The following is a 15101-nucleotide window of genomic DNA, read 5'->3' as shown; positions in this document are numbered from 1 at the left end:
TTCGTTGACAGGAGTGAACTGTAAACGTTTAATGTGGGCGATCTTGTGGATTTCGTACGGGAGATAACCCATGTTCAGGCTTCCCGGACTGCGGAGTTGGCGTGCGCTCACTGCCGTGGTCGTGGCGGGTTTACTGGTGGGAACCGGGGCGCCCCCGGCCGCGATGGCGGCGCAGGAGGAAGGTCGGACGGGATCCGACGCGGGCCCGCTCAACGGCTGGCAGCAGGCGCTGAAGCGCGCGGCCGAGATCCGGGAGCCGGTCGAGGTGACCGAGGCCCGGACCGAGTTCACCACCACGTATGCCAATCCGGACGGCGAGTCGTTCCGGCTGGAGCAGTCGACCACCCCCGTCCGGGTCAAGGGACCGGACGGCGCGTGGGTGTCCCCCGACGCGACGCTCGCCCGTCGCGCCGACGGCAGCGTGGGGCCGGTCGCCGCCGCCGTGGGCATCTCCTTCTCCGGAGGCGGTGACGGCGGGAACCTCGTCACGATGCACCGCGACGGCCGCACCCTCGCACTGGGCTGGCCGGGAACCCTGCCCGAGCCGGTGCTGGACGGCCCCAACGCCACCTATCCGAACGTGCTGCCGGACGTCGACCTCAGGATGACCGCGACGACCGAGGGCTTCCGCCAGGTCCTGATCGTCAAGACTCCGCAGGCCGCGGCCAACCCCGCGCTCGCGAAGATCCGGTATGCCGTGAAGTCGTCCGGGCTCAAGGTGGAGGAGACCGCGGACGGCGGCATGTCCGCGACCGACGGCAACGCCACCGAGGTCTTCACCTCGCCTCCCGCCGCGATGTGGGACTCCACCGGGGACCCCACCGCAGGGCAGGCCGGCGCGACCGGCGCCGTACCCTCCGACGCCGCCCCCTCCGCGAAGGCCGGCGCTCCCCAGACCGCTCCCCAGGGCGCGCCCGCGGACGGCTCGCCGGAGCCGACGTCACCGGCGACGCCGCAGCCCTCGGAAGGCGCTCCGGACGAGGGGCCGGACGAGGGGCCGGACGAGGGGCCGGACGAGGGGCCGGCCGCCGACGGCCCCGCTCCCGGGGCGGGGCACGCCGAGCTGCCGATCGAGGTCGGCGACGACTCGATCACCCTCGTGCCCGACGCTGATCTGCTGCGGCAGAAGGACGAGTCGGCCTACCCCGTCTACATCGACCCCACCGTGACCTGGGGAGAGACCGACAGGACGCTGCTGCGCTCGGACGGCTACAAGTCGTACAACTGGGGCAACGGCGACGACAACGAAGGTGTGGGCGTCGGCCACTGCGGCACCTGGAGCGGCTACTACTGCGGGCCCGGATACACCCAGCGGCTGTACTTCCAGTTCTCCCCCGCGAGCCTCAAGGGCAAGCAGGTGCTGAGCGCGGCGTTCCGCGTCACCGAGTCCTGGTCGTTCCAGTGCAGCGCCCGATGGGTCGACCTGGAGCGGACCAACAACTTCACCTCGTCCACCACCTGGTCGAGCCGGCCCAAGGAGCTCGACCTGATGGGCGACCGGAACGTGTCGGCGGGCCGCGGCTCGGCCTGCAGCCCCAGCCAGCCGGCCGCGGTGATCCAGTTCAAGGACAACCCGGACGAGACCAACGAGAACCTGACCCCGACCGTGAAGGACTTCGCGGCGGGCAAGTTCTCCAAGCTCACGCTGGAGCTGCGGGCGCACGACGAGGGCGACACCTCCGCCTGGAAGCGGTTCAGGAACGACGCCGTGCTCGTCGTCGACTACGTCGGGTTGCCGGCGCTGCCGACCGGCATCGGCATCGTCACCGGATCGGGCACCGTGTGCGAGACGAAGGAGTCGGCGCCCGCGGTCGTCTCCGACCCCACGCCCACCCTCGCGTCCACACCGCAGACCGAGCCGGGCGGCGAGTCGGGCGCGATGCTCCGGGCGGCGATGGACGTCGACAAGAAGAACTCCGACGGCACCTGGACCGACGCCTTCACCACGATGGAGCGGCCCACGACCGGGCACGTCGGCGACAACGTGAAGGTCACCGCCTCCACGCCGACGCTGTCGGAAGGGGTGCTGTACCGCTACCGCTCGTGGACCCGCTCCTACTACAGCAACTACACCAAGCAGCTGCCGGGGCCGTCCAACGGCTCGACCACCGGATGGTGCTACTTCAAGGTCGACCCGACCGCGCCCAAGGCGCCCGTGGTCGCGCTCGGCGCGCCCTACACGGCGTGCACGACCACGAGCTGCACGCCGGCCGGCGGGCCCGGGCAGAGCACCACCGTCACCTTCGGCCCGGCGTCCGGCGACGCCAACAACGTCGCCTACCAATACCGCGCGTCCACCAGCTCGACCTGGTCGTCCGACATAGCGGGGGCGGTCGCCAAGGTGGTGATCACCCCACCGGCCGCCGGGACGTACAGCCTGTACGTGCGGGCCAAGGACAACGTCGGCAGATACGGCGCGACCACGGTCGTCGACTTCCTGGTCGCCGCGGGCGCGGGCCCGGTCGGCAGGTGGCACTTCGACGAGGACTCCGGTGTCGCCGTCGACCGGGGCAGCGGGCACCACGACGCCACGCTCTCCGGCGGCGCCGTACGGGACACCCGGGGACGCCGCGGCGAGGTCTGGTATGACGACGCCGGCAACGCACTGGCCACCCCCAAGGTCGACAAGGGGCTGAGCCTGAACGGCACGTCGGCGTACGCCGCGACGTCCGGGCCCGTGCTGGAGACCAGGTCGGCCTACACGGTCGCCGCCTGGGTGCGGCTCGACAAGGTGAGCGACGACGGCATCGTCCTGTCGCAGGACGGCTCGGGCGGCTACAGTCCCTTCCTGCTCTGGCACGAGAAGGACTACGGCGCCTTCTGCTTCGGGGTGAAGGAGAAGGACGCGGACACGGGCAAGGCGTACTTCGGGGTCTGCGGCAAGAACGGCACGTCCAGGGCGAACGTCTGGACCCACCTGGCCGGCACCTACGACCCGGCGACGCAGCAGCTGAGCTTCTACGTCAACGGCGTGCCGCAGGGCACCGCGACCGTCTCCGGCCTGTGGTCGGCCACCGGGCCGTTCGAGATCGGCCGCTACAAGTGGGCCGACGTCTTCCAGTTCCACTTCCCCGGTTCGATCGACGAGGTCGCCGCCTGGCAGCGCGTCCTGACCCCGGAGGAGGTGGCGACGGAGACGCGGTCGGAGTCGCCGGCGTCCGGCCGCAACGACGTGGAGCTGGTCGCCGACTGGGACCCGGCGGGCGCCGCCGGGACGCAGCTGCCCGACTCGCTGTCGGGGTACGGCCGGGCGCTGGCGCTGGCCGGCGGGGCGTCGCTGGACGGCGAGGGCCTGGTGTTCGACGGCGTGGACGACGCCGCCACCACCGCGGGCCCGGTCGTGGACGACACCGGCTCGTTCACGGTCACCGCGAGGGTCGAGCTCGACCGGGACACGATCGTGTCGAAGCCGATCGGGACCGTCGGCCAGGTGGCCGGGCAGCGCACCGCCGACGGGTCGTCGTGGGGCCTGTGGTTCGAGCTGACCGGCAAGGAGACGCAGCTCGACGACGACGGCAACGAGGTCAGCGTGCCTGTGGGCTACTGGCGCTTCGGCCGGGTCGGCAAGGACGGCACGAAGACCTGGGTGAGCTCCGACACCGCGGCCAGCCTGGACAGCCCGGTGCGCCTGACCGGCGTGTACGACGCCCTGGCGGCGAACGGGCGCGTGGTGCGGCTCTACGTGGGCCACGAGCAGAACGACCTCGACATGGCCTACACCGCCGTGCCAGGGTCGGGCGACTTCGCGGCCGGCAAGGGCTTCAGCGCGACCTCCTGGGGTCACTTCCTCCCCGCGAGGATCACCGATCTGCGGCTGTGGGCGGGCGCCATGGCCGATTCCGACCAGTTGGACGCCGTCATCGGCGACTGACGAAAGGCGCGGGGGCCGGCGAGCCCGCCGGCCCCCGCGGCTCCCGCATCCTCCCCCGGCTGGTCCGCGGGTTCTCTCTGTTCCTCTTGAGGAGGTTGGGTCATGCGACGGCCCGGAATTCGTGCTGCCCTGGTGGCCGCGTTGACGGTGGTGATCTCGTTACCCGCCGGGGTGACGACGGCCTCGGCCGCCGTCGTCTCCGCGGAACACGGCCCGCCCGGCGCCCCTCCCGTGCAGAAGCAACGGTCCAGCAAGGTCAGGGCCATGGACGCGAGCGGGGCGAAGGAGGCCAGGGAGCGGGTCGCCGCGTCCAGGGCGCGCAACGACGCCGCCGCCGACCGGGCCGCCAAGGAGCGCGAGGCCGCCCGGTGGCCGGGCGCGGGCGAGGCCGACGTGCCGATCGGCGGCGCGCAAGGCGTCAGCGTGGGCGGGCTCCCGGTGAGCCTGGACAGCGCCGCCTCCGACAGCGCAGCGCCGGCCGGCGCCCAGGCCGCGGCCCCCGAAAGCACCGCCGCCGCACAGACGGCCCGCGTGCGGGTGCTCGACCGCGCCGCCGCCGAAGCCGCCGGCGTGGACGGCGTGCTGCTGACCGCGTCGGCGCAGGCCCCGGGCACCGCGACGCTGCGCGTCGGCTACGCCGCCTTCGCCTCCGCGTACGGCGGCGGGTGGAGCGGCCGGCTACGGCTGGTCCGGCTGCCCGCCTGCGCCGCCACCACCCCCGAGCGGGAGGAGTGCCGCACACGGACCCCGCTCGACACCGAGAACTCGGCCACGGCGCAGACCCTCTCGGCGCCGGTCGCGTTCGACGCGGCCCCGGCCGTGCTGGCCGTGACCGCCGACGCCCCCGGCGAGGGCGGCGAGGCCGCCGACGGCAGCGGCAACTACGCCGCCACCCCGCTCTCCGCGTCGTCCACCTGGCAGGCGGGCGGCAACTCCGGCTCCTTCAGCTGGTCCTACCCGATCGCCCCGGTGGAGCCGGCGGAGGGTCCGGCGCCCGCGCTCGACCTGTCGTACGACTCGGGCAGCGTGGACGGGCGCACCTCGACCAGCAACAACCAGGGCACCTCGATCGGCGAGGGCTTCGAGACCGCGGCGACCTCCTACATCGACCGCCAGTTCGGCACCTGTCACGAAGACGGCCACGACAAGCAGTACGACCTGTGCTGGAAGTACGACAACGCCTCGCTCGTCCTCAACGGCAAGGCCACCGAGCTGGTCAAGGACGACACCAGCGGCAAGTGGCGGCTGCAGAACGACGACGCCTCCACGGTCGTCCACTCCACGGGCGCCGACAACGGCGACGACGACGGCGAATACTGGACCGTCATCACCGGCGACGGCACCAAGTACGTCTTCGGCCTCAACAAGCTCAGCGGCGCGGGCAGCCAGCGGACCAACTCGGTGTTCACGGTCCCGGTGTTCGGCGACGACTCCGGTGAGCCCGGCTACAGCAAGGGCGACTCCTTCGCCGACCGCTCGGTCACCCAGGCGTGGCGGTGGAACCTCGACTACGCCGAGGACACCCACGGCAACGCCATGACGTACTGGTACACGGCGGAGACCAACTACTACCGGAAGAACAAGTCGGCCGCCGCGACCACCTCCTACGTCCGCGGCGGCTACCTCGACAAGATCCTCTACGGGCAGCGGTCCGACACGCTGTTCACCGTCGACGCGCCCTACAAGGTGGCCTTCTCCTACGCCGAGCGCTGCACGGCGTCCGACTGCGGCAGCCTCACCAAGGACACCGCGGAGAACTGGCCCGACGTCCCCTTCGACGCCATCTGCAAGAAGGACGCCGACAAGGACGACTGCCACGCCGAGAGCCCGGCCTTCTTCAGCCGCAAGCGGCTGGTGAAGATCGAGACGAGCGTCCTGTCCGGCACCGCGTACAAGCCGGTCGACTCCTGGGCGTTCACGCAGAAATACCTGGACGGCGGCGACATCGGCAGCTCCGCCGACCAGACGCTGTCACTGATGTCGATCGTCCGGACCGGCTCCACCGCCGACACGCCGATGACGCTCGACCCCGTCTCGTTCACCTACACCATGCGGCCCAACCGGGTCGACGGCGGCACCCAGCCGGGCGGCGGCAACATCCTGCCGCTGACCAGGCCGCGCATCGAGACGATCACCTCAGAGACCGGCGCGATCACCACGGTCACCTACAACGAGCCCGAGTGCGTGCGCGGCTCGGCGATGCCCAAGGCCGAGGACGACAACTCCCTGTCCTGCTATCCGCAGTTCTGGCACATCAACGGCGCCACCGACGCCTCGATCGACTGGTTCAACAAATACCGCGTGCTCGCGGTGAACATCGCCGACCCGGCGGGGCACAACCCGCTCGTCGAGTACGCCTACGAATACTCCACGCCCGGCTGGCGCTACAACGACAGCCCGTTCACTCCGTCCGACGAGCGCACCTGGTCCCTGTGGCGCGGCTACCAGAAGGTCACGACGTACGTCGGCGACGCCGACGGCACCCGCACCAAGACGGTGTCGGTCTACCTGCAGGGCATGAACGGCGACCGGCTGCTCAAGTCGGCGAGCCCGAGGACCGTCGACCCCGACAAGCGGCGCTCCGCCACCGTGCCGGGCCTCGACGTCGCCGGTCTCGACGTGCCCGACCTCACCGACTCCGAGCAGTACGCCGGATTCACCCGTGAGGAGGTCACCTACGACGGGTCCACTCCCGTCGACGTCACGGTCAACGACCCCTGGTCGGCGAAGACCGCCACCCAGCACAAGTCGTACGCCGACACCGAGGCCTACTACGTGCGCATGGGCAGGACCTCGGAGCACACCTACCTGACGGTCCCCAAGACCTGGCGCACCGTCACGACCTCCACGACGTACGACTCGTACGGCATGGCGGTCGCGCAGGACAGCACGGGCGACACCGCCAAGAGCGGCGACGAGACCTGCACCCGCACCTGGTATGCCCGCGACGACGCCAAGGGCCTGAACTCGCTCGTCTCCCGCACCCGCGTGGTCGGCCGCGCCTGCTCGGTGAAGGAGGCCGACCTGTCGCTGCCCGCCGACTCCGCCACCCCCGGCGACGTGCTGTCCGACACCGCCACCGTGTATGACAACACGGCCGCGACCGGGTGGTCGGCGAGCCAGAAGCCGGTGAAGGGCGACGCCACCTGGACCGGACGGGCCACCGGCTATCCGTCGGCCGTCACCGGCGACGACCGCCCGCCGACCGGCTGGCAGCGCACCGGCTCGACCACCTACGACACGCTGGGCAGGCCGCTGACCGTGACCGACGCGGGCGGCAACCCCACCACCACGGCGTACACGCCGGCCGGCGCCGGGGTCCTCACCAAGACGGTGGAGACCAACGCCAAGCAGCAGAAGGTGACGACGTTCCTCGACGGGACGCGCGGCCTTCCGGTGCGCACCTACGACCCGAACAACGGCAAGACCGAGCAGACCTACGACGCCCTCGGCCGGCTGACCGGCGTGTGGCTGCCCGACCGCAGCAAGGACGGCGGGCAGACCCCCACCTACGCCTACTCCTACGTCTACCAGCGGGGCAAGGCGCCCGCCATCGGCACCTCGGTCGTCAAGTCGTCCACCACGGCGAGCTGGTCGTACGAGATCTTCGACTCGCTGCTGCGGCCCATGCAGACGCAGAGGCCGGCCCCGAACGGCGGGCGGCTGCTGACCGACACCCGTTATGACTCGCGCGGCCTCGCCTACGAGACCTACGCCGACATCTTCGACTCCACGCGGACGCCGAACGCCACCTACACCCGGGAGGAGTACGGCGAGGCGCCCAAGCAGACGAACCTCGTCTTCGACGGCGCGGGGCGGCAGATCCGCAGCACGTTCCTGTCGTACGGCGTGGAGAAGTGGACGACCACCACGACCTACACCGGCGACTCCACCGCCGCCAGTTCGGTGACCGGCGGCACGGCCGTCCGCACCATCACCGACGCCCTCGGCCGCACGGTGGAACGGCGCGAGTACGACTCGCCCTCCCCCGCCGACACCCAGTTCGGGTCGCTGACCTCCAGCGGGCACACCTCCACGTCCTTCACCTACCGGCCCGACGGCAAGGAGCTGACGGTCACCGGTCCCGACGGCACGAAGTGGTCCAACAGCTACGACCTGCTCGGGCGGCAGACCGGCATCAGCGACCCCGACAAGGGCGCGAGCACGATCCGCTACACCGCGCTCGACCAGATCGACACGGTCACCGGCGCGAACGGCTCGGTCCTGCTGTACGGCTACGACGAGCTCGGCCGCAAGACCGGGCTGTGGTCGGGGTCGCGGACCGACGCGAACAAGCTGGCCGCCTGGACCTACGACACCGTGGCCAAGGGACAGCTCGCCTCGTCCACCAGCTATGACGGCGGCGTCTCCGGCAAGGCGTACACGAAGAAGGTCCTCGCGTACGACGGCCAGTATCGGGCCACCAGCACCGAGATCGACATCGACCCGAACGACCCGATGGTCCTGTCCGGGGCGGCGAAGACCAGCTACGTCTTCGGCAGCGACTACAACCTCGACGGCACGCTGAAGAGCTCCACGGAGCCCGCGGCGGGCGGCCTGGCCGAGGAGCGGATCAGCCTGACCTACACCCCGACGGGGCAGGTCAACGGGCTGACCGGCACCACCGACTATCTGCAGAAGGCCGACTACAACGCGCTCGGGCAGCCCCTGCAGTTCACCCTCGGCCTTTCGGGGGCCACGCAGGCCAAGAAGACCTTCCTCAACAACACCTACGAGGAGGGCACCGACCGGCTGAAGCGGTCCTTCGTCACCACCCAGTCCACGCCGGTCAAGCCGCAGGACCTGACCTACCACTACGACGACGCGGGCAACGTCACCGAGATCGCCGACACCCCCACGCAGGACGGCGCCGGACAGAACGACATCCAGTGCTTCGCCTACGACGGGCAGCGGCGGCTGACCGAGGCGTGGACGCCGGCCACCGACGACTGCACCGGCAAGACGCTGGGCGGCGCGGCGCCCTACCGGACCGCCTACACCTACAACGCCTCCGGGCTGCGGGCGACGGAGACGCGCTACAACGGCTCCACCGCGACCACCTCGGCGTACTGCTACGGCGACACAACCAAGCGGCACGCCCTGACCGCGGTCGTCACGGGCTCCTGCACGGGCGCGACCGCCACCTACTCCTACGACAAGTCCGGCAACACGACCGGGCGGGGCGGCCAGGTGCTGACCTGGGACGCGCAGGGCCGCATCGCGACCCTGACCCAGGGCACACAGAAAACGGCCTACCTGTACGACGCCGACGGGGCGCTGCTGATCCGCCGCGCGGTGGGCGACGGGGAGAGCGTGCTCTACCTGGGCGCCACCGAGATCCACTCGAAGAAGACCGGCAGCACCGTCACGACCTGGGCCAGCCGCTTCTACGCCGCCGACACCCAGGTGATCGCGGTGCGCACGACCCAGGGCGGGAAGAACGCGGTCTCCTTCCTCGCCGGCGACCAGCACGGCACCTCCTCGCTGTCGGTCGACGCGGCCGGTCAGGCGATCAGCAAGCGGTTCACGACGCCGTTCGGCGCGCCGCGCGGGGACACGGTCGGCGGCGCGTGGCCCGACGACAAGGGGTTCCTCGGCAAGCCCGCCGACGCCGCCACCGGGCTCACCTACATCGGAGCCCGCATGTACGACCCGGTCGTCGGCAGGTTCCTGAGCGTCGACCCGGTGCTGTCCACCGACCAGGCCCAGTCGCTCAACGGCTACTCGTACGGGAACAACAGCCCCGTCACGTTCAGCGACCCGACGGGCGAGGAGATCGGCTCGCGGCCCAACTCGTGCCAGTACGACCTCAAGTATTGCGACAAGGAGACGCAGGCGAGCGTCGGCTACGACCCGAAGACGGGCAAGGTCGACCCCGCCAAGGGCGCCGCGCATCGCAAGAAGAAGCAGTCCGGGAAGAAGAGCTACCCGACGCCGAGTCCGTCTCCGGGCCCGTCGCCCAAGCCGCCGGCCGGGGGCTGCCACTGCAAGCCGGTCAACCGCGACAACGGCGTCAACCTGTTGAAGTCGCTGCTCATCCACCCGTTCCACTGGAACAACAACTTCAACGGAGCGAACGCGCTGGCGGTGACGTACGAGGCCTTCGCCAGCGAGGGGTGTGAACGGCGGGCGCTGCAGTACGTCTGCTACGGCGGCTCGCCCGGCGGCGACCAGCCCATGACGGTCGGGGACGTCCATTTCTTCCCCTACTCGAAGAAGGAGTTCGAGAGCCGGCTGCGGCAGGAGAAGCAGACCAGGAACGACATCGCCAAGACCGCCGGGCGTGCGACCGCGGACAAGTACGGGCCCAACCTCGAAAAGCACGAGGCGGTGCATTCCGAGCAGTGGGCGCGCTTCAGGAACGCCACCGACTTCATCGCGGCCTACGGCGGTCAGGCCTGGCGGTCGCAACACGACTGGGGCGATCCCGCGGCCGCCAACGCCTTCGAGGTGGAGGCCAACCTGTGGTGGGGCGGCTACGTCGAATGGCAGCCGCTGCACTGGGGCCCCGTGAGCTAGAAATCGGATAGAAAGGACCATGATGATGCGCGGAAGAAGGCCGGGGCTCGGATACGCGGCCGCTGTCCTGGCCGCCCTGGCCTTCTTCGCCACGGCGTGCGACAGCACGCCCGCGCCCAAGGGCGTCCTCGGCGTCGAGCGCGCCGAGGACGGCGGCGTCAGGCTGCTGCTCGCCGACTGTCCCGGCTACGCCGCCCGGGACTTCACGGTCCTGGAGGACACCGAGGGCGGCGACCTGCTCACCTGGAACGTGCACAACAGCGGCGGCGGCGCGACGGTGCGGGACGTGCGGGCGTTGCAGGCGCCGCCCGAGGGCTGGCGGACCACGGACGACAGCCTCACCGCGCTGCGGGAGGGCGTGCCCTATGTCGCGACCGTCAACGGCTTCATGAACGGCCGCAACCTGCGGGGCAGGGTGCCGTTCACGGCGGCCGACCTGGCGGGGCTCGGCGACGGGCAGGTGCTGGCCTGGGCGGGCGGCGACGAGACCGTGAAGACGACCAGGGACGCCTTCCTGCGCACCGACCCGGACCGCTGCCGCCCGTGACCATGCCCTCGTGACCATGCCCTCGTGACCATGCGCTCGTGACCATGCCCTCGTGACCACTGCCCTCCCGACCATGCCCTCGTGACCACTGCCGCCCGCACCCGATCTCGCGACGCGACCGGGCGCGGGCGGCTTCCGTCAGCTCATGCGGAAGACCGGGCCGCGCGGGGCGAACGGCAGGAAGGCGCCTTCGGGGATCAGGAAGGCGTGCTCGCGGCGGATCCGCACCACGTCGCACCCCGCGTCGGTGATCACCAGGATCGGGCCGTCCGGAGGGAAGTCGCCGGCCCGTTCCAGCAGGTCCACCCCCGGCTGGAGGATCGTCCCCCCGCGTCCCCGCACGCGTACCCTGCGGGCGACGTCCTCCACCGGCAGATATCCCGCGTGGTAGGCGACGGCGTCGCAGAACACGACCCGGGCGCGCGGCACGTCGCGCGCGGTCGCGTACGACGCGATGGCCTCGAGCGCCGCGTCCCAGGGCAGCGGCGGGTGGTCCAGGGCCCGGATCTCCTGCTCGAGGCCGGCCGGCGTCCGTTCGTCCTCCGGGGGGAAGACCGGCGGCCGCGGCTCCGGCGCCCTGCCGACCTTGAGGGTGGCGAGGAACCGGTCCACGGTGAGGCAGCAGGCGGCCAGGTAGGGGTGCCGGGGAACCCGCCGCGGCTGCCCCCACCGGGTGCACTCCTCGCCGCCCAGCCCTTGAGCACGGCGTCGCGCCAGGGGTCGGCCTTCCGCTTGCCGCGGGCCACGTCGGCTCCCGTCGCCGTCGGCCGCGGGCCGCGGCCAGGCGCGGCAGGTCGCGGCCGACCTCGACCAGGAATCACGACGGCAGCACCGGCGCGCCGTCGTCACCCGCCGCGATGACGAGCTGCGCGCATTCGAGCGAGATCCCCGCCAGCTCGACCAGCAGGTTCTTGGCGCGGAAGGCGAGCTGCCGGCCGGCGGGCGAGGCGTGCTCCTTCGACTGCGGCAGCTCCTTCACCAGCCGAGTGCATGGCGTCGGACAGCATGTGCCAGCCGCGCGGCGTGGAGAACGGCTCCTCCGTCTTGGGCGGCGCGCTCCACAGGTGGTCGGGGCGCTGCACGAGGTAGTCCACGATCCAGGGATGGATGCCGCTCGCGGCCGCCCAGCTCAGCCAGTCGTCGGCCGAGGCCCGCAGATGAACGTGGATCATGCGGTTGACCAGCGCGGACGGCATGGGCCTCGCGAGCGCGTTGTCGCGGGTCAGGCGTTGCTCGCCACGTTCTGCATCGCACGAGCGAGGCGGGCGAGATCGACGCCATCGAGGTGGTCGAGGAAGTGCCGGCGCACGCTGGCCAGGTTGCTCGGCCACACCTCTTCCAGGCGGGCGAGGCCGGCGTCGGTGAGGACGGCGTTGAACCCCCGGGCGTCGTCGTCGCACCTGACCCGTTCGACCAGGCCCTGCCGTTCCAGGACGGTGACGATGCGCGTCATCCCGCTCAGGGAGAGCTCGCAGGCGACCGCGAGCTCGCCCATCCGCATGCGCCGCCGGGGCGCTTCCGACAACCGCATCAGGGCGATCCACTCGATGAGCGGCATCCGGTGTTCGCGCACCATGTCGGCGTCGATCGCGCGGGGCAGCGCGTAGATCAGGCGAGGCAGCGCGCGGATCAACGCCTCCTCCTCGGAGGTCAGCGGCTCCGCCGGCGGCACTGGCTGCGATGTGGTCATGGCCACATTCTACTTGCTTCACGAACGAAGTAACCAATATGGTTTCTTCGCGAAGCAATCATTTCTCGCAGAAGTGGAGATCGTCATGACCAGGATCGGGATCATTCTCGGCAGCACCCGCCCCGGACGGAACGGGGAGGCCGTCGCCCGCTGGGTGCACCAGGTCGCCGGGCAGCGGAGCGACGCGGAGTTCGAGCTCGTCGACCTGCTCGACTACAAACTCCCCCACCTCGACGAGGCCCTGCCGCCCTCGCTGGGCCAGTACACGCAGCCGCACACCATGGCGTGGGCCGACAAGATCGCCTCGTTCGACGGGTTCGTCATCGTGACGCCCGAATACAACCACTCGACGTCGGGCGCGCTGAAGAACGCCATCGACTTCCTCTACGGCGAGTGGAACAACAAGGCCGTCGGTTTCGTCAGCTACGGCTCGGTCGGCGGCACCCGGGCGGTGGAGCACCTGCGCCTGATCGCCGGTGAGCTCCAGATGGCCGACGTGCGGGCTCAGGTGGCGCTGTCGCTCTTCACCGACTTCAAGGACTTCAGCGTGTTCACGCCCAACGAGTTCCAGCGCGACTCGCTCACCGCCATGTTGGACCAGGTCGTGGCGTGGAGCAGGGCACTCGCGCCGCTGCGCGTCAGCTGAGTTCGCACTGACTCGGGGATCAGGAGGAACTCCATGGGAACGCTTGACGGCAAGGTGGTGCTGATCACCGGCACCGCCGGTGGTCAGGGCCGGGTCGCGTCGCTGGTCTTCGCGCGGGAGGGCGCGAAGGTCGTCGGGTGCGACATCCAGGTCGACGCCAACGACGAGACGGTGGAACTCGTCCGCCGTGCCGGAGGTGACATGACGGGCATCGCGCCCGTCGACCTCACCGACCCGGAACAGGCGCGGCGGCTGGTCCAGGACGCCGTGGCGGCGTACGGCGGGCTCGACATCGTCTACAACAACGCGGCCAGGCCCCGCTTCGGGCCGGTGCCGGACTTCTCGGTGGAGGACTGGCGGGCGACCATCGCCAGCGAACTCGACAATCCCTTCTTCGTGTCGAAGTTCGCCTGGCCGCCCCTGATGCGGCGGGGTGGCGGCGTCATCATCAACGTCACGTCCATGGCCGGCATGATCGCGGGTGAGGTGCCCCCGATGGTCGCGCACAGCGCGGCGAACGCCGGGGTCATCGGCATGACCCGGCAGTTCGCGCTCGAAGGCGCGCGCCACGGGATCCGCGCGGTGGCGATCAGCCCGGGGCCGATCCTCACCCCGGCCAGTGACCGCGATCTCGGCAACAACAAGGCGGCCAGGGACGCGATCACGCGCAAGACGCTCCTCAAGCGTTTCGGCCGGCCGGAGGAGATCGTCGAGCTGGCGGCCTTCCTCGCCTCCGACCGGGCGGCGTACATCACGGGCGCCAACTACGCGGTCGACGGCGGCGCGACCGCCTGGTGACGCCACTCGATCCCCCCTGGCGTCCGGCCACCGAGCGTCAGGGGGGATCGGCCGGTGGCCGAGAAGAAACCGCCCTCGCCACTGGCGAGCCTCCGCCCTCGGCGGGCGCCTCACCAAGAAGAGGTAATCTGCCGCCGACGACCTCGCGCCTCTGACGAGCCGAGGAATCCGACTTCGGGAGTGAATGCATGAGGCGCTCGGTGATTTGCGCGGGTGTGGTCACGGCGTTACTGGTCTCCTGGCCGGCAGGTCCGGCCGAGGCGCGTACGGCCGACCCCCTGGCGGCGTTCACAGCGCAGGTGGCGGCCAAGCGTTGGGTGAAGGTGAGCGAGACGCACCGGGTGCACATCCGGAAGGACCTCTTCGAGACATCCGACATTCGTGGTGCGGTGCGGCTCGGCAGGGCGGGGTTGACCGCATACGACCTCACCGTGAAGACCAAGCAGCTCGGGGGGCAGCTGCGGTTGCTCGCCGCGGGCGGGTACACGTACCAGTCGGGAAAGCCGCTACAGAAGTTTTTGCCGGACGGGAAGGCCTGGTGGAAGGAGCGGTTCACCGCCAGTGACCGCAACCCGTTCTCCTTGGTTCCGCCGGTTTTCGAGCCGGCTACGTACAAAGCGCTGCTTGCTACCACGACCAAGCGGACCGGTGGCGTTTATCAGGGCACCATCACCATGGGGACGCTGTACAAGGCGTCGCCGTCCCTGCGTGCGCAGCCCGACATGAAGCCCTCCCGGCGAGAGGCCGCGCTGAAGGTCCACTGGCGGTTGTGGACGGACCGGAAGGGCCTGCCGACCCGGCTCTACACGACCTTCGCCGATCCGGACCACCTGACGGGAGCGATGGTCGCCCGCACCGACATGCGTTTCTCGTCATGGGGGACAAAGGTCCGGCTCACCCTTCCGGCCAAAAAGATCACTTTCCAGCCGAGCTGATCGCGCTGGTGGAACTCCCGGCGCGCGCAAGGTCCTGGGACCGCAGTTCGTTCGGCATCGAGCCCCGCCTGTCGGTGCCGGACGAACTGCCCTCG

At 70.6% G+C, this 15101-nt stretch carries 8 protein-coding genes and 1 pseudogene; 6 read left to right on the top strand and 3 right to left on the bottom strand.

Annotated elements, in window-relative coordinates; all coding sequences use genetic code 11:
• Window positions 1–70: 70 nt before the first annotated feature.
• The 3 genes from FLX08_RS18135 to FLX08_RS18125 all read left to right on the top strand — a co-directional run bounded on the left by FLX08_RS18135 (window position 71) and on the right by FLX08_RS18125 (window position 10937).
• Window positions 71–3871, top strand: a complete 3801-nt coding sequence (locus FLX08_RS18135; RefSeq protein ID WP_208761518.1) for a laminin G domain-containing protein — start codon at window positions 71–73, stop codon at window positions 3869–3871.
• A gap of 102 nt (window positions 3872–3973) precedes the next feature.
• Window positions 3974–10390 carry an RHS repeat-associated core domain-containing protein gene (locus FLX08_RS18130; protein ID WP_142620052.1) on the top strand — a complete coding sequence of 2139 codons (6417 nt, stop codon included), beginning with the start codon at window positions 3974–3976 and terminating at the stop codon, window positions 10388–10390.
• 25 nt (window positions 10391–10415) lie between these two features.
• Window positions 10416–10937 (top strand): hypothetical protein, encoded by a 522-nt coding sequence (locus FLX08_RS18125; RefSeq protein WP_142620051.1) that lies wholly within the window; start codon window positions 10416–10418, stop codon window positions 10935–10937.
• Between the two features lie 138 nt (window positions 10938–11075).
• Here the strand turns inward: FLX08_RS18125 and FLX08_RS18120 are convergent, their stop codons facing one another.
• The 3 genes and pseudogenes from FLX08_RS18120 to FLX08_RS42145 form a co-directional block, all read right to left on the bottom strand.
• Entirely contained in the window at window positions 11076–11549 is a 474-nt protein-coding gene (locus FLX08_RS18120; protein ID WP_208761517.1) for a hypothetical protein, read from the bottom strand.
• Window positions 11550–11754: 205 nt separating this feature from the next.
• Window positions 11755–12154: pseudogene (locus FLX08_RS18115) on the bottom strand (MoxR family ATPase); the annotation flags it as partial.
• Window positions 12155–12159: 5 nt separating this feature from the next.
• On the bottom strand, window positions 12160–12627 hold the full coding sequence (locus FLX08_RS42145; RefSeq protein WP_142620050.1) for a MarR family winged helix-turn-helix transcriptional regulator: 468 nt from the start codon (window positions 12625–12627) through the stop codon (window positions 12160–12162).
• Between the two features lie 85 nt (window positions 12628–12712).
• On the opposite strand from FLX08_RS42145, the gene FLX08_RS18105 reads away from it, so the two are divergent.
• The 3 genes from FLX08_RS18105 (at window position 12713) to FLX08_RS18095 (ending at window position 15006) form a co-directional block, all read left to right on the top strand.
• The gene (locus FLX08_RS18105) at window positions 12713–13273 is read left to right on the top strand and encodes an NADPH-dependent FMN reductase (protein ID WP_142620049.1); all 561 of its coding nucleotides are present in this window, start codon (window positions 12713–12715) and stop codon (window positions 13271–13273) included.
• A gap of 33 nt (window positions 13274–13306) precedes the next feature.
• A complete protein-coding gene (locus FLX08_RS18100; RefSeq protein ID WP_142620048.1) occupies window positions 13307–14071 on the top strand; it encodes an SDR family NAD(P)-dependent oxidoreductase in 765 nt (254 codons plus the stop codon).
• A 188-nt stretch (window positions 14072–14259) separates the two neighbouring features.
• Entirely contained in the window at window positions 14260–15006 is a 747-nt protein-coding gene (locus FLX08_RS18095) for a hypothetical protein (protein WP_142620047.1), read from the top strand.
• Window positions 15007–15101 lie beyond the last annotated feature (95 nt).

It is taken from the genome of Microbispora hainanensis (genome assembly GCF_006874475.1).
Taxonomy (GTDB): Bacteria; Actinomycetota; Actinomycetes; order Streptosporangiales; family Streptosporangiaceae; genus Microbispora; species Microbispora hainanensis.
Note: the sequence above shows the minus strand (reverse complement) of the source record. Positions and strands in the feature narration are given on the sequence as shown.